The following is a 17,925-nucleotide window of genomic DNA, read 5'->3' as shown; positions in this document are numbered from 1 at the left end:
TCTCGCACACGCAATTGCCGCATCATTCCCAGCACACATGGCTTCGAAAATTGGCGCCGTAGCAGCACGCTGCGTGGCGATCGCCGCCGCCTGCGCTTCCGTCTCGATGCTGCTGACGGCACGGGCCGAAGCCGCATGCACGCCCGCGGCCGGAAACGATGTGTCGGCCGTCTGCACTGGCGCGACGGCGGGCGGCTACGGCGGTGCCGGCTTCACCAATCTGAATGTCACCGTGGACACCGGCGCCACGGTCACGGCGGGTGCCGCGAGCATCACCTTCAATACCGGGAGCCTGCTGAATCGCGGCACGGTTAGCGGCGTCACGTCCGGCGTTCTCGGCGCCACGGCCACGATCACCAATTCCGCCCTGATCTTCGCGAGCGGAGGCACCGCCATCGATCTCAGCGGCAGCCTGACGTTGACCAATTCGGGATCCGTGCAAGGCAGCCAGAACGGTGTCCGCGCGGCGACTGCGACCATTGCCAATTCCGGCTTGATCGTCGGCACGTCCGGCCAGGCGATCAGCCTGAGCGGCTTTGGCGACATCACCAACAGCGGCAACATTTCCGGCAATTACGGCATTCTCTCGTTTTCCACCGTCAAGCTCGCGAACCGCGGATTGGTGTATGGCGACAATGCCGCCTTGTCGGTGAACGGCGCGACGATCGACAATAGCGGCACGATCCTGTCCGGCGGCACCGCCGTCGATTCCGCGGGCGCAACGATCGCCAATCGCGGCACGATCAGTGGCGCCAGCATCGGCATCGGGACCTCCGGCTTCACCTTGAACCTCGACAATTCCGGCAGCGTTTCGGGCCAGTTCGGCATCTTCACCAACGTTGGCAACATCGTCAATTCGGGCACGATCAGCGGCACCGGCGGCACCGCCATCGATGCATTCGTCAACCTCGCGCTGGTCAATTCCGGCGTGATCAGCGGGCAGACGACGGCGATCTTCGCACCGACCGCCGCCATCACCAATTCGGGCTCGATCGCCGCGGCCACCGCGGCGGCGATCGATGTTACTGCCCTCACCCTGGCCAATTCCGGATCGATCAGCGGCGTGACGTCAGGTGTTCACGGCGCCACGGCCACCATCGCCAACTCCGGCTCCATCACCGCCACCGGCGGCCCCGGCATCGATCTCAGCGGCAGCCTGAAGCTGACGAATTCAGGCTTGGTGCGCGGCAATTCCGACGGCCTCAGTGCCGCGAGCGCGACCATCGTCAATTCCGGCTCGATCGTCGGGAATTTGCGGGCCATCAACCTCGTCGGGGCCGGCGACATCACCAACAGCGGCAGCATTTCCGGCGGCTCCTACGGCATCGCTTCGTTTTCTGGCGTCAAGCTCGTCAATGGCGGCACCGTCTCGGGAAGCGTCTCCGCCGTTTCGGTGAGCTCGGCGACTATCGACAATTCCGGCGCGATCCTCTCCAACTCGGTTGCGATCGATGCCGGGATCGCCGCGATCAACAATTCCGGCACGATCGCGGGGCGGGGCATTGCGATCACAACCGTCGATCTCACGCTCTTCAACACCGGCACGGTGTCGGTCAGCGATCCCGGCGCTTCGGCGATCTATGCGTTGAGGGCCGATATCAGCAATGCCGGCCTGATAGCGGCGGCGAATATCAGCAGCCTGGCGATTTCCTTAAGTTCTGCGGCCGATACGCTCACTTCGTTCGCCGGCTCCCGGATCATCGGCCGCATCGATCTCGGCGGCGGCGCCGATCGGGTGGATTTCCGCGGTGGCAACTTCAATTACACTTTCAACTCGCTCGCGGGCGTGACCGTCACTTCGGCGGGGCCTTACATCGTGCAAGGATCGCGGGTCGTCACGGTCGATCCCACGCCTTTCGCGGCGACCAACCGCAACATCCTGGCGTTCTCCGCGGCGGTGACGTCGGCGCTGCCGCTGGCGGAGCCGCCTCCGCCCGCTGCGAGACCGGCGATGAGCTACGCCACGGCGGTCAGACCGGCGCAGGGCGCGCGCGAGGCCTTCGCCGCGGTGATGACGCCGCAGGGGCCGACGGCCGTCTATGGCGGCGGAGTGAGCATGTGGGCGCGCGGCTTCGCCGGCGAGCGAGATCAATCGGCAACAGGCCCGCTGCTCCACACCGTCAATCGCTTCCAGGGCGGTTTCATCGGCGGAGACTGGCAGGCCAATCCGTTCTTTCGTCTCGGCGCGTTCGTCGGCGCGGGCGCCATGCGGAGCACGGAGGATCTCAATCTCAACGGCGTCAGCTCGGATGTCGCGTTCGGCGGCGCCTTCGCCCGCGGCACGTTCGGCGACACCTTCCTCGACATGATGATCCAGCTCGGCCGCTTGTCAGGACATAGCTCCCGCGTGGTCAGCAACAATCTGGCGCCGACCGGGATCGAGACTGCCCTGGGCGACTACGCCGGCTTGTACGCGATCCCCGAACTCGGTCTCGGGCGTCACATCGAGCTGGGCGAGATGGGCGGCACGACGTGGCGGCTGACCCCGGTGGGACGCATCCGCTATCTCGCCGGCAACCTCGGCGGCTACAACGAGAGCGCTTCGACGGCGAGTCTGACGGTGGGCGGACGCCGGCTGTCGGAGCTCGAGGAGCGCGCTGAGCTGAAATTATCGGGAACGATCCGTAGCGCCGACTTTGCGGTGATCACCGGGAGCCTCCGCGTTGGCGTGCTCGGCGCGCAACGGATAGGCGGTGCGGCGGTGAACGCCACGCTGCTCGGCCAGGCCATTCCGTTCGCAACGCCGGGCGCCGACACGATCTGGGGTGTTCTGGGCGGAGGCGGCTTCGAGCTCAGCCGAGGCGCGGCCAGCTTCTTCGTCTCTGGCGACTACCTGAAGGCGTCGGACTCGAGTGTGGTTTATGGCGGGCGCGGCGGGTTGAGGCTCGCCTTCTAGAACTCGGGTTGTCCGGACGATGCCCGCGCCTACCGAAGATGAGATCATTTGCCCCACCGCACCCGGCAGTTGAAATTAATCGATCGTTAACCGGCGCGTGTCCCTAATCGCGTGGTTTCTGTCCGTTTCCAGCCGGCATCCTGACATTGCTGGGGCTAACGAAAGCGGGTTTGTCAGACCTGTCTCCGAGCAGTCCAATGGCCACCGTTACATCGAGCACCAACCAGATTTCGCCCGCCAACGAGCGGCTGTATCACCAGAGTGCTCTGGTCGGCGACTGGAAGGGCAATTGGGTGGGCAACAACCAGCCCGTCGGCTTCAAGGTCGTGAACATCCGCGGCGCCCGGGCCCAGGTCGAGTACACCCATAACGGGCACACCGAGCGCGGCTTTGCCGAGGTTCAGGGCACACTTATCACTTTTGGCGGGGTCACGGTCGGCACCAAGGACGGCAAGAACATGGTGATGCTGTTCTCCTTCGGGGGCGCCGGCAAGCAGACCGCGAATCTCGAGAAGCAGGCCCCGCCGGCTTCCGACAGCCGCCTCATGGGAAGCTGGGGCGGCTATTCCAGCGCCAACGGCAAGAGCGCGAGCTTCAAGGTGCTCGCGGTCAATGGCAAGGAAGCGCAGGTCAGCGTCACCACCGACGGCGTCACGCGCCAGGGCACCGGCTACGTCTACAAGAACGTCATCATGTTCGGGCAGACGCAGATCGCGACCGATGACGGGCAGAACGGCAAGGTCATCTACCAGGTCGGCACGAAATCCTTCATGGTGCCGGTGACGAAATATCCGCCGGCCGACACGTCGTCCTCCGTCGACAGGACCGCCTGAACGCGAGGCGCCCCGAACACGCGCCGGGCCTGCTGTCCTCACCATTTCGGCGTCCGCTTCTCCACGAACGCCCTCAAGCCCTCCTGCGCCTCATCCGACGTCGCGACGATGCAGAAATCGTCCACGGCGCTTGCAATGCTGCGGCGATAGTCGAGATCGATCTGGCGCATGAAGGCCGCGCGGCCCATGCGCAGCACCGCGGCTGATTTGCCGGTGAACTGCGCAGCGAGCTTCGCGACCTCGGCCTCGAGCTCCGCATCCGCGATGACGCGATTCACCACGCCGAACTCGCGTGCTTCCATGGCGCCGAAGACCCGGCCGGTGAACAGCAGCTCGAAGGCGCGGTGTCGTCCGACGATGCGCGGCAGATGCGCGTAGTGGATCGCGGGAATGACGCCGACGTCGATCTCGGGATAGCCGAACGTCGCGCTCTCGGCTGCCAGCACCACGTCGCAGGACACCGCCATGGTCATGCCGCCGCCCCGCGCCGCACCGCCGACCGCGGCGATCGAGGGCTTTCCGAGCCCGTACTGGGCATCGTAAAGGTCGATATAGAGCGCCTGGAGGAATTCCCGGATCTCGGCGCCGGATCTGCCAAGCAGGATGTCGAGGTCGAGGCCCGCCGAAAAACGTTTTGCAATTGCGCTCGCCAGCACGACCACGCGTGCGCCGTCGTCGTCCGCAGCGCGGCGGAAGGCGGCAACAACTGCGCGGATCATCTCGAGGCTCAGCGCATTGACGGGCGAGCGGCGCAGCGTGATGCGGGCGATGTTGCCAACGCATTCGTACGCGACGGGATTGTCAGAGGTCACCGAGTTCTCCATGCTTCATTGGGGCAGCGCCTTCAACTGCCGCTCGATCTTGCGCAAGACTTCGCGGGCGGCCGCAAGGGCGCCATCGCCGATCAGCCGCCAGACATCGTCAGTCCGTTCCGTCAGATGCGGGATCGTCAGCGGCAAGAGGGCCCGCTTCATGACCAGCTTACGTTGCGGCGCGACCCGTGCAAGACCTCGAGCGCGCATGCTAGGCTGCGTGCGGGAGATTGCTCGCGACTTGGAGAGGACAGATGACCGACGAACATCCCATGATGGCCGGCTCCGCCACCGTTTTCGTCGTCTCCGACATCGCCGCGAGCCTCGCCTATTACCGCGACGTACTCGGGTTCGAGGTCACCTTCGAATATGGTGCGCCCTTGTCCTATGCCTGCCTCTGCCGCGACGTTGTCGCTCTGCATCTGCTTGCAGCGGCCAGGACGAAACGATTGCCCGGGCAGGGCGGCCTCTGCATTTTCGTCCGCGACGTCGACCAGCTCTATGCCGAATTGTCCGGCCGTGGCGCCAGGCCCATCAACCAGCCGGAGGATCGCGATTACGGCATGCGCGATTTCGACATCGTTGATGCTGATGGCAATCAGCTCACCTTCGGCATGGGTATCCCGGAACCCGGCTGAGGCGATGCCGGCGCAGGCTCGCTGGCATTCCTCATCGCCGGAGGGTATGATTTGCGAGGTTTTCGAAGGTTACTTGAATGTCCCGCCTTGCAACTTCATGCGGTCTTGCAGCCATCTTCGCCGTGCTCTGGCTCGGCGGCACCTCCGTTGATGCGCAAGTTGCACCGCTGAGGTATGTCATACCGGGCGGACCGTTTGGCTTTGGCGGCAGCGATGGCCAGAGCTCGGATCCTTACGGCAATTTTCCAAGCTTCAATGCCGGTGACGCAGGCGGGCGCACTAATTTTGCGAATGGCTTCTTCGTCGGCAACCAGCGCGGCAACCTCAATTGGAGCGGGCTCAGTCAGACCGGGCTTAGTCAGAGCGGACTTGCCGGCAATTTCAGCGCGCTCTCCTATGACAGCACGCAGTTCGGCTACACCACCAAGACAGCTGGCGGCTTGCCCGTGACGTTCTTTGCCGGCTTCGAGACGTTGAAATATGGCAATGGCATCGGCAGCTCGGTGGCGCCGCTGACGTCGGGCGCGGTACCCGGCACCAGCGCATTTGCGGGCGTCGAGTTCAAACCGACCTCCAACCTCAGTCTGTCGTTCGGCGCCGGTTTCATCCAGCAGGACTCGGGTCGCATGGACAGCGATATCAGATCGAACATGCTGCCCGGCGAGTCGCCGGTCCTGGGCGGCCTTCGGCGTTAGGATCGCAGGCGTTAGGATTGCATCACCAGCTCCGGCGGACGCCGCTGCGATTTCGGCAGGTTTGGGCCGTACCCGAAACGCATCACGATATCGGGACGCCGAGCGCCCAGTCCGATTGAGGCCGCGAATTGCGGCCTAAGCGCCGCCACCTCGACCGGCTGGTTGACGAAGGAATATTTGAGCCCGAGCGCGGTTGCCTGCAAGCCGAAGCGCTGGCAGGCGCGGCCGACCGCAATCCAGTGCGATGTGTCGCTGCGATCGGCCGCGAGCACGACGACGCCCGCAGAGCTGGCGAGCTGTTCCCGGTACTTCTTGTTTTCGCCGCGCTCCGTGAAGAAGAACTTCAGCAGCGGCCGTGCCAGCCATGACGGCAGAGACGGGTTTCCCGAGGCGGGCGAGAACAACCCGTCCATGGTCGCGAGCGCCTCCGTCTCGTTGAAGCGAATCCAGCTCACGAGCTCGCGCATGAAGGCCTTGTCGCGCATTTGCACGGAGTTGCCTTCGAGCACATAGTCGGTGACCCCGGCGATCGCGACACGCTCGGTCATCAGGATGGCCGCGACATCAGGTTCGCGGCAGGCGCTTTCGAGCTGGCGCAAGGTCTCGGTTGCGGCCGGCCTGCCGTCGAACGTCGCGCGGGTGCATTGCCTGACCGGAATCGCGGCCGCCAACGCTGATGCGGCGGGCGGCGCTTCTTCGAGCGCGATGACGATCCGGTCGCCCTCAATGACGGGATCGGCGCGCCAGCCCAGCGTGGATGCGGCGAGGATGAGGTTTTCGGCGGCGCAGCCGAGACTGACGAAGAGGTGATGATCGTCCGGATCGACGGCCGGGCAGCGGCGCGTGAAGTCCGGTGCAATCGCGATCTCGTTGCCGCGAGCGGAGAAGATCCACGGCTGGGTGTTGTGGCTGTTGGCGGCGAGGGTGGCAAAGCGCACGAGCTCGCGATCCCTCGGCACGGCCTGCAGCGGAGCCCGAGACGTCGTCACTGCCTCGTCATAGGTCATCGTTGCCCCTGCGGCAGGGAAGCCGCCGATCGCAGCCGCGGGCAACCCGAGCGCGGCCCCGATGAACTGTCGCCGGTCAACCACAAACGTCCGCTCCATGCCCTTGCACAGCACGCCTCTAGCACCAACGGGCGCCAGAACGATTGAGCGGAATCAAGATCGGATGGCGGGTCCAGGGAATCCTGGCTTGAGCATCACGACAAGCCCGCCACCAGCGGCCGTTGCAGGTGCTTGGCCATCAGTTCCGCCGCTTCGGCATAACGCCCGGTTTCCAGAATGTCGAGCAGGCGCAGATGCTCGCGCACGTGACGCCGCATGCCGTCGCGGTCGGCAAAGCTGCGATAGGCGAACAGGCGTCTGATCGAGTTCAGGCGCCTGAGCGCTTCGAGAAAAAAGGGATTGCCGGCGCCGCGGATGATGTCTTCGTGGAATTCGCAGCCGGAGTGAAAGATCTCGCCGATCGTCATCTTCTCGAGCTCGCCTTCGAAGACGCGCTGCTGGCGCTCGCGCAGACGTACGATCACTTCCTGCGGCAGGGCAAAACCCGGCTGCGCGATTGCCGCCGGCTCGATCACCGCACGAAACGCCTTGGCCTGTGCTTGAGATTCGGGACTCGAGACCGTCTCTGCGAAACGCCAGCCATAGCCCGGCAGGCGTGCGATCCAGCCCTCGGCAGCGATCCGGTCCAGCAGCCGCTGCAGCTCGGCCCGCGTGACGTCATAGCGGCGCATCAGCTCCGCCTCGGTAACGTCGGTCGGCAGCCGGCTCGCGAGCACGTCGCCTGCGACGGACGCATAAACCTGCTCGTTGCGCCTGACAGCGGCGAGCGCCGGTTGGGCTGCGCCGCTGGTGGGATTCTTGGCCAGCACAAAGCCGCGATGCGGCTCGCCGCGCGCCAACCCCGCGGCCTCCAGAGCCTTGAGGCCGAGCCGGATCGGCGCGCGTGAAAGGTCCAGCGCGTCGGCAAGCCTTTGTTCGATCAAGCGGTCGCCGGCCTTCATGCCTTCGCGCCGGGCGAACGCCATGATGAGGCCGGCGAGGTGCTCGGCGCGTTCGGAACCGTCGGTTCGGGTGCCGCGCTGTCGGGAACTGTCGGATGCAGTCATTGCAGTGCACGCAAAGTTTAGGGCTTGACAGACTGTCCCATGGATTGTTCTTTTATGCAACAATATACAATCGACCGAGGGAGAGCCCGATGGCACGCGCGCCGGATGTCCATATTTGCGAGGTCGCTCCCCGCGATGGTCTGCAGAATCTCGACATCTTCGTTCCGACCGAAGCCAAATGCGCCTTGATCGACACGATCGCTGCTGCCGGCGTGCGCGAGATCGATGCCGGCTCGTTCGTGCCGCCAAAGGTCGTGCCGCAATTCGCCGATGTCGATACGGTGATGGCGCACGCGCTCACGCACAGGTCGGCAACCATCGGTGCTCTGGTGCCGAACGTGAAGGGCGCCGAGCGTGCCATCGCCGCCGGTGTCGACGCCATCTATTTCGTCATCTCGGCGAGCGAGACGCACAACCAGGCCAATGTGCGCCGGACTGTCGATGAGCAGATCGAGGGATTTCGCGCGGTTCGCGCCGCGATCGACGCCCGGCCCGTGGGGCAGCGTCTGCAACTGATGGGCGCGATATCCACCTCCTTCGGCTGCTCGCTCGAAGGCGAGGTCAGTGAAGCGGCGGTGTGCCGGGTGGCGCGCGCCTTTGCCGAGGCCCGTGCCGACGAGATCGGGCTTGCCGACACCGTTGGTTACGCCACCCCAAAGCTGATCGGCCAGATCGTTGCAGCCGTACGACGCGAGGTCGGGCCGCAAATGACGTTGCGGCTGCATCTGCACGATACGCTCGGCGCCGGCCTTGCCAACGCCGTGGCCGGTCTCGAAGCCGGCATTCGCCGCTTCGACGCCGCCGTGTCAGGCCTCGGTGGCTGCCCCTTTGCCCCCGGTGCGCGCGGCAACATCGTCACCGAGGACCTCGTGTTCATGCTGGAGCGCATGGGCCTCTCCACTGGCATCGACCTCGACCGTCTGATGCAGACGCGCGAGATTCTCGCCCGCCATATCCCGGCAAAACACTTGACGGGGCATCTGCACGAGGCCGGCATTCCCAAAGTCCTGCGGAGCGCGGCATGACGCCGGTTGCGCGTGAGACGGCATCGGAGCTTCGCCCGCTCGCCGGCATTCGTGTCATCGAGTTCAGTCAGATGGTGATGGGGCCGAGCTGCGGCTTGATCCTCGCCGATCTCGGTGCCGACGTGATCAAGGTCGAGCCGCCCAAGGGCGACCGCACCCGCACTTTCAAGGGCCCAGCCGCCGGTTTCTTCGCCACCTACAGCCGCAACAAGCGCAGCATCGCGCTGGATACGTCGACCGCGGAAGGCCAGGACGTCGCACGCAGGCTGATCGAGAGCAGCGACGTCATGATCGAAAATTTCAGGCCGGGCTTGTTGAAGCGGATCGGCCTCGACTACGAGAGCGTCGCGGCCTTCGCGCCGCGCCTGATCTATTGCTCGCTCAAGGGGTATCTGCCTGGACCCTATGAGAACCGCCTCGCGCTCGACGAGGTGGTGCAGATGATGGGGGGCCTTGCCTACATGACCGGCCTGCCCGACCGCCCGATGCGTGCCGGGGCCTCGGTCAACGATGTCATGGGCGGCATGTTCGGCGTGATCGCGATCCAGGCTGCGCTGGCCGAGCGGCAGCGGACCGGCCGGGGGCGCTACATCCAGAGCGCGCTGTACGAGAACAACGTGTTCCTGATGGCGCAGGCCATGATGTGCGAAGTGGTCAGCGGCCAGCCGTCGATCCCGTATTCGATCAAGGACAGCCCATGGCCGGTCTACGATCTCTTCGACACCAGGGACGGCTCGAAGCTGTTCGTCACCATCGTCGGTGAAGAGCAATGGGAGGCGTTCTGCCGCGCCTTCGATCGTGAAGCCTGGCTCGTTGATCCGCGCTTTGCAACGAGCAACGACCGCGTCGATCATCGCGGCTGGCTGATCCCCGAGATCGCGAAGATCTTCAAGCAGTGGGACAAGGCCGATCTTGCCGCGCGCCTCGAGCAGCTCGATCTTCCCTATGCGCCGGTCAACAAGCCCGGCGATCTCTTCGATGATCCGCATCTCAACCAGTCCGGCGGCCTGACCGCCATTCGGCTGCCCGACGGTAACGAGGCCAAGACGCCGTTGTTGCCGATTTCCATGGACGGAAGGCGGCTGCCCAACCGCTATGATCCCCCTGGGATCGGCGAGCATAGCAGCGAGATACTGAGCGAGATCGGCATGTCTCCGGACGAGATCGACACGCTGCGACAGGCAGGGACGATCAAGGTCGCGCCGTCCTGACCGATCGGCGTATCGGACAAGAAACAAGGGAGGAGGAGCATATGAGCATTACCAGGCGCCAGGCGCTGATCGCGGGCTCCGCATTGGGCGGAGCATCGCTGTTGCCGGGACGATTGCTTGCGCAAAGCAAGCAGGTCTCGCTCGCCTTCGGACCGGTGTCGCCTGTCTACGCCATCGGCATGATTGCGGAGCTGAAGGGGTACTTCAAGGACGAGGGGCTCGATTCAAAGCTCGTCACCGGCAATGCCGGGACGTTCGGACGCCAGACGCTGGCGGCGGGGCAGGCACTGTTCGCGCACGGCGATGCCAGCCACCCGCTCCAGCTCGGCGCCCGCGGTAAGCCCTGCAAGATCCTGCTCGCCACCGAGATGGTGTGCTCCTACGCCAACATCATGGTCCGGCAGGACCTCTACGACAGCGGGATCAATTCGGTCGAGAAGCTTGCCGACTACAAGCGGCCTGACGGTGCCAAGCCGATCGTTGCCGCCACCGCCATCGGCTCCGGCACCTGGGTGTTCGGCACCTATGTGTTCGAGGCGCGCGGGCTCGGTGATAGGATGAACTGGGTCGCGGGCGGGGGACCCAACACGATGTTCCCCTCGCTCCAGACCAAGCAGTTCGACGCCATCATGGCGCCGCCGAGCTGGATCGTCGAGGTCGAAAAGAAGGGCTTTGGCAGGACGATCTACGACACGTCCAAGCCGGGCGTGTTCGAGAAGGATTTCGGCGGCGCGCTGCCCGTGCTCGTGATCTACACGCTCCAGGACACGGTCGAGCAGGACAAGGCGTTGGTGCAGGCCTATGTCAATGCGATCTACCGCGCCATGGCCTTCGTGAAAGCTGCGCCGCTCGCGGAGGTGCAGGCGCTGGTCACGCCGAAGTATTTCTCGGGCATCGACCCCGATGCGGTCAGCGCCGAGCTCGGTTTCGACAAGTCGACCTGGGCCTATGACGGTGTCATCGACAAGCCCGCGTTCGAACGCGGCGCCAAGCCCTGGTACCGCAAGGGCACGGATATTCCCGAGACCAAATACGAGGATGTCGTCGACATGAGCTTCCTCCAGGCAGCCAGGGCGAAGTACAAATGATCGCCGCGCCGGGCCAGGGTCTTGCGCTCGCGCGCGACGAGGATGAAGCGACAGCGGCACGCACCCGCATCGCCGTGCAGGGACTTGCCAAGCGCTTCAACGCGTCCGGCCACGAGTTCGTGGCAGTGGATGACGTCTCCTTCGAGGTCAAGCAGGGCGAGTTCGTCGCGCTGCTCGGCCCGTCCGGCTGCGGCAAGAGCACCATTCTCAACATGGTGGCGGGGCTGTTGCCGCGCTCGGGCGGACGTATCCTGATCGATCAGGACACCGTCGAGACCGGCAAGGTCAACCCCAGGGTCGGTTATGTCTTCCAGCGCGATACTCTGTTTCCCTGGCGAACCGTGGAGCAGAACATCGGCTATGGGCTGGAGATCGCGGGATTGCCGAAGGCCGAGCGCGCCGGGCGCGTCGCTGCGGCGGTCGAGAAGGCGGGGCTCTCGGGCTTTGCGCAGAGCTTTCCACGCATGCTGTCCGGCGGCATGCGCCAGCGCGTCGCCTTGATGCGCACGCTGATTTTGGAGCCTGAGATCCTGCTGATGGACGAGCCGTTCGGCGCGCTCGACACCCACACCAAGCTGGAGATGCACAAGACGCTGCTGGAGATCTGGGAGCGCGAGCGGCAGACCGTGCTGTTCGTCACGCACGATCTCGGCGAGGCCTTGACGCTGGCGAGCCGCATCATCCTGCTTTCGGCGCGGCCCGGGCGTCTCAAGGAAGACTTCGACGTCGCCATCCCGCGGCCGCGCGATCCCGTTTCCGTGCGCGAGAGCGCCGAATTCGGCCGTCTCTATTCTCACATCTGGCACTCCCTCGGCGAAGAATTCCGCCGCACCAGGGCCGATTGACCATGTCCAACAGCCGCACCGTAATCCTGTTCTGGCAATTGGCCATTCTCGCAGCCGTGCTCGTCATCTGGCAGTGGGGCTTTGAATGGAGCAAGGCGCTGCTGCCGAGGGCTTACGTGCCCAAAATCCTCGATCCCTATTTCGTCGCCAAGCCGTCGCTGATCTGGCAGAGCTTTCTGCGGCTCGGCTGCTTCTCTGACGCCGGCGGCTTTGCCGCCTGCATCAGGGGCAACGACAACAATCTGTGGCTCGCCACGCTCGTCACGCTGAAGAATACCTGGTGGGGCTTTCTGTTCGGCTCAGCGAGCGGCATCGCGGCCGGCCTGATTCTCGGACGTTCGGATTTCCTTGCCCGCGTGTTCGGGCCCTACATCGTGGCGCTCAACTCGATACCGCGCATTGCGCTGGTGCCGCTCGTCATCCTGATCTTCGGCCTCGGCGACCTCTCCAAGATCGCGACCGCCTGGCTCGTCGTGTTCTTCGTGGTGTTCTTCAACACGTTCGAGGGAACGCGGGCGGTCGACCGCGACCAGATCGCGGCCGCCCGTCTGCTCGGCGCCAGCGAATTCACCGTGCTGCGTACCGTCGTGATCCCGTCCGCGCTTGCCTGGGTGTTCGCTTCGCTTTTGCCGGCGGTGTCCTTCGCGCTGATCGGTGTCATCGTCGGCGAGTTCATCGGCGCCGAGCGCGGCCTCGGCAAGCTCATCATCGAAGCGGAGGCGCGCGCCAATGCCAGCGAGATGATGGTCGCGATCTTCGTCATGATGTTCGTCGGCATCCTGCTGGCGATCGCGGTGCGCTCGCTGCAGTCCTATTTGTTGCGATGGCAGCCGCAATTCGAGCCGTCAGCATAGCGGCCCGGACGAGGGTGAGCGGGCGCGTGCAACGTCACCGGCTAAACCGCGCCACCAGCTCCACATGTGGCGTGTGCCGGAACTGATCGACCGGCACTACGGCGTCGATCTTGTAACCGCCGTCGATCAGCAGCCGCGCGTCGCGGGCAAAGGTTGCGACGTTGCAGGACACCGCGACCACGACGGGTACCTTGCTCGCGGCGAGCTTCAGCGCCTGCGCCTGCGCGCCCTGGCGCGGCGGGTCGAATACCACGGCGTCGAAGTCGCGCAGCTCCGGCGGCACCAGGGGGCGGCGGAACAGATCGCGCGGCTCGGCCTTGATCGGCTTCAGGCCCGGCGTGCGCGCGGCTTTTGCCAGCGCTGCGACAGCGCCGGCGTCGTTGTCATAGGCGGTGACGCGCGCTTTTTCGGCGAGCCGCAAGGCGAACGGCCCGACGCCGCAGAAGAGGTCGAGAACCTCCTTGGCCTTGCCGATGCGTTCCGCGACGAGCGCTGCCAGCGTCTCTTCGCCCGCGACGGTCGCCTGCAGGAACGAGCCCGGCGGCAGCGTCACCTCTGCGCGGCCCATCTTTATTGTCGGCGCCAGGCGTTGCAGCACCAATTCGCCATGCCGCGTCAGCCGCGCCAGGCGGTGCTGCTCGGCGACGCGCGACAGCGCGGTGACGAGCGGCGTCGGCAGCGGGCCGGAGCCACGCACGTCGACATCGAGGCCGTTGGCGGTGGCGGTGATCTGGATGTCGAGCGGCTTGGTCACCGGCATTTTGGACGTCAGCGGCTCCGCCAGCGCCCAGGCGGCGTCGAGCGCGCCGTCGAGTGCGGGATCGAGGATCGGGCAGCGATGGATCGGGATGACGTCGTGTGAGCTCGTCGCGGAGAAACCGACCTTGAGGATGTCATGCGTGCCGAACCGGCCGTGCAGCGTGACGCGCCGGCGGCCGGCGCCATGAGCATCGATCAGCGGCGCCACCTCGCAATCGATGCCGGCCTGCGCCAGCGTCTCCACCACGATGCCGCGCTTCCAGGCGTGGTATGGCTCGGTCGACCAGTGCTGGATGGCGCAGCCGCCGCAAACGCCGAAATGCGGACAGAACGGCTCGATGCGCTCCCGGCTTGCGACGTCGACCGCGAGCAGCTTGCGGCGGTCGGGATGGTTGCCTACGACGTGATCGACCTCAACGGTCTCGCCGCCCAGCGTGTAGGGCACGTAGATCGCTTCGCCGGCGTCGAGGCAGACGCCGTCGCCGCGATGGCCGACATGGTCGATGGTGAGACGCTCAACCACGGCGCGCGCCCAGGAAGAATTCGATATTGCCGTCGCCGCCCGTGATCGGCGAGGGGAAGATCTCGATGTCGGTGCAGCCGAGCGAAGCGGCAAAGGCGGCGATGTCGTCGCAGATCTCCCGGTGCACGGCGGCGTCGCGGACGATGCCCTTCTTGTTGTGCTTCCTGTCAGCCTCGAATTGCGGCTTGATCAGCGCCAGCAGGCTCATCGGCGCTGCCGCCAGCGACAGCGCCACGGGCAGCACGGTCTTCAGGGAGATGAAGCTGACGTCGATGACGACGACATCGGGCCGTGCCGGCAGCCGTTTGCCGTCATAGCTGCGGATGTCGGTCGCCTCCATCGACACGATCTTGGGATGGTCGCGCAGCGAGGCATGCAGCTGGCTGGTGCCGACGTCAATGGCGAACACCAGGCTCGCGCCGTTCGCCAGCAGCACCTCGGTGAAGCCGCCGGTGGAGGCGCCGACGTCGAGGCAGACATGATCCTCGATCTCGATGGGATACCGCTCCAGCGCGCCGGCGAGCTTGACGCCGCCGCGGGAGACGTAGGGGTGCGCGGGCTCGGCCTGGATCACGGCGTCCTCGGCAATCGTCTCCGACGGTTTGGCGACCGGCTTGTCGTCGGCGGTGACGAGGCCCGCCTCGATCGCCGCGCGCGCCCGCGCCCGGCTCTCGAACAGGCCGCGCTCGACCAGCAATACATCTGCGCGCTTGCGGGCAGGGGACAATCGACTCTCCAGGACAGGGCTTGTCGCTTATGTAGCGATCAATCGCGCGGCCGCCATCCGGACGCAAGTCTCGAACGCGGCCAGATCGTGCCAGACGTCGATTGGCATCGCGGCCGGCGTCACCAGCGGCCAGCCGTGCAGCTCCAGGGCATGGATCATCATGAGATTGTCGACGAGGCCGAAATCCTCGACCGTCAGCCCCTGCGCATCGACCAGCCGCCCGTCCTCGGAGGTGACCTCCATGAAGCGACTGAGGCGGTCGGCATAGGCGGCGCCGTCGTTGGAATAGGCCAGGCACAATTTGCGGCGGCCGGCCATGTAGCCGAGCTCGTAGACGGTGCCGGGATCGGCGCCTGCGCCGCGGAACGGGGTGAGATTGGCGATGATGGCGTCGGCCGCATCCATCATCGCCTCGTTGCCGCAAAAGATCTGCCGCGCGGCATCGGGCGCGGTGAGGTCGATGGCGTTGTCCAGCGGATAGAGGCCGGTGAGCCCGTAGCGACCGCAGATCGCGACCTTCTGCCGTCCGATCTCGATTGCATCCGGCAGGAACACGTCGGGGCCTGCCAGATAGATTTTCATGACTGACTGCTTAGGAGAAATTCAGGCAAGCTTCGAATCGCGGCGAAACTGCGCTTCCCGACCCGCGCCTTTGGCGCGACCTCTCCCGCAAGCGGGAGAGGTGAAGAAAGCCACGATCAAGCCAGCTTGACCGTCTCGGCCTTGACGTCCTTGCCGAGCGCCTCGAACACCTTGGCGACGATGCCCTTGGCGTCGAGACCGGCGCGGCCGTACATCGCGGCCGGCGTGTCGTGGTCCTGGAACACGTCGGGCAGCACCATCGAGCGGAACTTGACCATGCCGGTGTCGAGCACACCCTGATCGGTCAGGTACTGCGCGACATGCGAGCCGAAGCCGCCGACCGAGCCTTCCTCGATCGTGATCAGGATCTCATGGTCGCGGGCAAGCTTGAGCACCAGCTCGGTATCCAGCGGCTTCATGAAGCGCGCGTCGGCGATCGTGGTCGACAGGCCGTGGGCTGCGAGCTCATCGGCCGCCTTCTCGCATTCGGCGAGGCGCGTGCCGAAGGAGAGCAGGGCGATCTTGCTGCCCTGGCGAATCACGCGGCCCTTGCCGACCTCGAGCGGAATGCCGACCTCGGGCATCTCGATGCCGCGGCCTTCGCCGCGCGGATAGCGCAGCGAGCTCGGACGGTCGTCGATCGCGACCTGGGTCGCCACCATGTGCACGAGCTCGGCTTCGTCGGCCGCCGCCATGATCACCATGTTCGGCAGGCAGCCGAGATAGGCGTTGTCGAACGAGCCGGCATGCGTGGCGCCGTCGGCGCCGACGAGGCCGGCACGGTCGATGGCGAAGCGGACGGGCAGGTTCTGGATCGCGACGTCATGCACGATCTGGTCGTAGCCGCGCTGCAGGAAGGTCGAGTAGATCGCGCAGAACGGCTTGTAGCCTTCGCTGGCAAGACCGGCGGCGAAGGTCACCGCGTGCTGCTCGGCGATGCCGACGTCGAAGGTGCGGTCGGGGAAGGCCTTGTTGAAGATGTCGACACCGGTGCCCGACGGCATCGCCGCGGTGATGGCGACGATCTTGTCGTCCTTCTGCGCTTCCTTGACGAGGCTCTGGCCGAACACGTTCTGGTAGGCCGGCGCATTCGGCTTGGCCTTGGCCTGGGTGCCGGTCGCGACGTCGAACTTGACGACGGCATGGTACTTGTCGGCGGAGGCTTCAGCCGGGCCGTAGCCCTTGCCCTTCTGCGTCACGACGTGGACCAGGATCGGGCCGGTCTCCATGTCGCGGACGTTCTTCAGGACGGGCAGCAGATGGTCGAGATTGTGGCCGTCGATCGGGCCGACATAGTAGAAGCCGAGCTCCTCGAACAGCGTGCCGCCGTCCATCATGAAGCCGCGGGAATATTCCTCGACGCGGTTGGCGCGGTTGGCGATGATCTTGGGCAGGCGCTTGTTGATCTGCTTGGCCGCATCGCGCAGCGTGCGATAGGTCTTGCCGGAGTAGAGCCGCGACAGATAGGCGCTCATGGCGCCGACCGGCGGCGCAATCGACATGTCGTTGTCGTTGAGGATCACGATCAGGCGCGAGTTCATCGCACCCGCGTTGTTCATGGCCTCATAGGCCATGCCGGCCGACATCGCGCCGTCACCGATCACGGCGATAACGTTGTTCTTGCCGCCGGAGAGGTCGCGCGCCACCGCCATGCCGAGGCCGGCGGAGATCGAGGTCGAGGAATGCGCCGCGCCGAACGGATCGTAATCGCTCTCGCTGCGCTTGGTGAAGCCGGACAGGCCGCCGCCGGTGCGCAGCGTGCGGATGCGGTCGCGCCGGCCGGTGAGGATCTTGTGCGGATAGGCCTGATGGCCGACGTCCCAGATCAGCCGGTCGCGCGGCGTGTCGAAGACGTAATGAATCGCGGTGGTGAGCTCGACCACGCCGAGGCCCGCGCCGAAGTGACCGCCGGTCACCGAGACGGCATCGATGGTCTCCTGCCGCAGCTCGTCGGCGACTTGGCGAACCTGCTCGATCTTGAGCTTGCGCAGGTCGTCCGGCGTCCGGATGGTGTCGAGAAGCGGCGTTTTACTGTATGCGTTCACGGCGATTTCCAATTTGTCAGCGCCGGAAGGTCATTCCGGTGCGCGATGGGTTTGCACAATATCGGCGCAGCGCGAGTCCTCAAACCGTCGGAGCCACCTGCATGGGGCAAGGCCCCGTCTTCAAGCTTAGGTAAGCTTAAGTGCGCTCCGGTTCAGTCTCTGTGATCCCTGTCACTTAGATCGGCTTCGTCCGTCCCAGCCAATTTCATTAGCAGTTTGAAGCGCTTGTCGTCGGAATTCTCTGCCCACGCAAGGCTTGCAAAAAGCCACACTCCGCGC

The 17,925-nt window shown here is 65.3% G+C and carries 17 protein-coding genes; 9 read left to right on the top strand and 8 right to left on the bottom strand.

What is annotated here, in order from left to right; genetic code table 11:
- The first annotated feature begins 73 nt into the window (after window positions 1-73).
- Window positions 74-2,896, top strand: coding sequence for an autotransporter outer membrane beta-barrel domain-containing protein (locus XI03_RS19715; protein ID WP_271592987.1), 2,823 nt, complete (start codon window positions 74-76; stop codon window positions 2,894-2,896).
- Window positions 2,897-3,093: 197 nt separating this feature from the next.
- Window positions 3,094-3,729 carry a hypothetical protein gene (locus tag XI03_RS19710; protein WP_028144198.1) on the top strand — a complete coding sequence of 212 codons (636 nt, stop codon included), beginning with the start codon at window positions 3,094-3,096 and terminating at the stop codon, window positions 3,727-3,729.
- Window positions 3,730-3,767: 38 nt separating this feature from the next.
- Here XI03_RS19710 and XI03_RS19705 read toward each other — a convergent pair whose 3' ends face one another.
- Together XI03_RS19705 and XI03_RS19700 are read right to left on the bottom strand one after the other, a co-directional pair.
- Window positions 3,768-4,541, bottom strand: a complete 774-nt coding sequence (locus XI03_RS19705; protein WP_271592986.1) for an enoyl-CoA hydratase/isomerase family protein — start codon at window positions 4,539-4,541, stop codon at window positions 3,768-3,770.
- A gap of 15 nt (window positions 4,542-4,556) precedes the next feature.
- Window positions 4,557-4,703, bottom strand: coding sequence for a hypothetical protein (locus tag XI03_RS19700; protein WP_271592985.1), 147 nt, complete (start codon window positions 4,701-4,703; stop codon window positions 4,557-4,559).
- 92 nt (window positions 4,704-4,795) lie between these two features.
- Here XI03_RS19700 and XI03_RS19695 point away from each other — a divergent pair, with 92 nt between their 5' ends.
- Together XI03_RS19695 and XI03_RS19690 are read left to right on the top strand one after the other, a co-directional pair.
- A complete protein-coding gene (locus tag XI03_RS19695; protein ID WP_028144200.1) occupies window positions 4,796-5,179 on the top strand; it encodes a bleomycin resistance protein in 384 nt (127 codons plus the stop codon).
- 77 nt (window positions 5,180-5,256) lie between these two features.
- Complete coding sequence (locus tag XI03_RS19690) at window positions 5,257-5,874, top strand: hypothetical protein (RefSeq protein ID WP_271592984.1); 618 nt, start codon at window positions 5,257-5,259, stop codon at window positions 5,872-5,874.
- An 11-nt stretch (window positions 5,875-5,885) separates the two neighbouring features.
- On the opposite strand, the gene XI03_RS19685 is transcribed toward XI03_RS19690, so the two are convergent.
- Window positions 5,886-6,965 carry an Acg family FMN-binding oxidoreductase gene (locus XI03_RS19685; RefSeq protein WP_442869724.1) on the bottom strand — a complete coding sequence of 360 codons (1,080 nt, stop codon included), beginning with the start codon at window positions 6,963-6,965 and terminating at the stop codon, window positions 5,886-5,888.
- 110 nt (window positions 6,966-7,075) lie between these two features.
- A complete protein-coding gene (locus XI03_RS19680) occupies window positions 7,076-7,987 on the bottom strand; it encodes a GntR family transcriptional regulator (RefSeq protein ID WP_271592982.1) in 912 nt (303 codons plus the stop codon).
- 89 nt (window positions 7,988-8,076) lie between these two features.
- Here XI03_RS19680 and XI03_RS19675 point away from each other — a divergent pair, with 89 nt between their 5' ends.
- From XI03_RS19675 to XI03_RS19655, 5 genes are read left to right on the top strand one after another with little or no spacing between them, the layout of a single operon-like run.
- Window positions 8,077-9,012 (top strand): hydroxymethylglutaryl-CoA lyase, encoded by a 936-nt coding sequence (locus XI03_RS19675; protein WP_271592981.1) that lies wholly within the window; start codon window positions 8,077-8,079, stop codon window positions 9,010-9,012.
- Window positions 9,009-10,223: a CaiB/BaiF CoA transferase family protein gene (locus tag XI03_RS19670; protein ID WP_038972678.1), complete on the top strand. Its 1,215-nt coding sequence runs from the start codon at window positions 9,009-9,011 to the stop codon at window positions 10,221-10,223. The genes XI03_RS19675 and XI03_RS19670 overlap by 4 nt, the downstream gene beginning before the upstream one ends.
- Before the next feature lie 41 nt (window positions 10,224-10,264).
- Window positions 10,265-11,311 (top strand): ABC transporter substrate-binding protein, encoded by a 1,047-nt coding sequence (locus tag XI03_RS19665; RefSeq protein WP_271592980.1) that lies wholly within the window; start codon window positions 10,265-10,267, stop codon window positions 11,309-11,311.
- Window positions 11,308-12,156 carry an ABC transporter ATP-binding protein gene (locus XI03_RS19660; RefSeq protein WP_028144207.1) on the top strand — a complete coding sequence of 283 codons (849 nt, stop codon included), beginning with the start codon at window positions 11,308-11,310 and terminating at the stop codon, window positions 12,154-12,156. Before XI03_RS19665 ends, XI03_RS19660 begins: the two co-directional genes overlap by 4 nt.
- A 2-nt stretch (window positions 12,157-12,158) precedes the next feature.
- On the top strand, window positions 12,159-13,010 hold the full coding sequence (locus tag XI03_RS19655; protein WP_028144208.1) for an ABC transporter permease: 852 nt from the start codon (window positions 12,159-12,161) through the stop codon (window positions 13,008-13,010).
- A 34-nt stretch (window positions 13,011-13,044) separates the two neighbouring features.
- Here XI03_RS19655 and XI03_RS19650 read toward each other — a convergent pair whose 3' ends face one another.
- The 4 genes from XI03_RS19650 to dxs form a co-directional block, all read right to left on the bottom strand.
- On the bottom strand, window positions 13,045-14,292 hold the full coding sequence (locus XI03_RS19650) for a class I SAM-dependent RNA methyltransferase (RefSeq protein WP_271592979.1): 1,248 nt from the start codon (window positions 14,290-14,292) through the stop codon (window positions 13,045-13,047).
- Entirely contained in the window at window positions 14,285-15,019 is a 735-nt protein-coding gene (locus XI03_RS19645; protein ID WP_028144210.1) for a TlyA family RNA methyltransferase, read from the bottom strand. Before XI03_RS19645 ends, XI03_RS19650 begins: the two co-directional genes overlap by 8 nt.
- Before the next feature lie 27 nt (window positions 15,020-15,046).
- Window positions 15,047-15,601, bottom strand: a complete 555-nt coding sequence (locus XI03_RS19640) for a nucleoside 2-deoxyribosyltransferase (RefSeq protein WP_271592978.1) — start codon at window positions 15,599-15,601, stop codon at window positions 15,047-15,049.
- 116 nt (window positions 15,602-15,717) lie between these two features.
- Complete coding sequence (gene dxs, locus XI03_RS19635) at window positions 15,718-17,646, bottom strand: 1-deoxy-D-xylulose-5-phosphate synthase (protein WP_028144212.1); 1,929 nt, start codon at window positions 17,644-17,646, stop codon at window positions 15,718-15,720.
- Window positions 17,647-17,925 lie beyond the last annotated feature (279 nt).

The sequence above is a fragment of the Bradyrhizobium sp. CCBAU 65884 genome, from assembly GCF_028128835.1.
Taxonomy (GTDB): Bacteria; Pseudomonadota; Alphaproteobacteria; order Rhizobiales; family Xanthobacteraceae; genus Bradyrhizobium; species Bradyrhizobium ottawaense.
The sequence above is the reverse complement of the archived record's forward strand: the minus strand, read 5'-3'. Positions and strand labels throughout refer to the sequence as shown.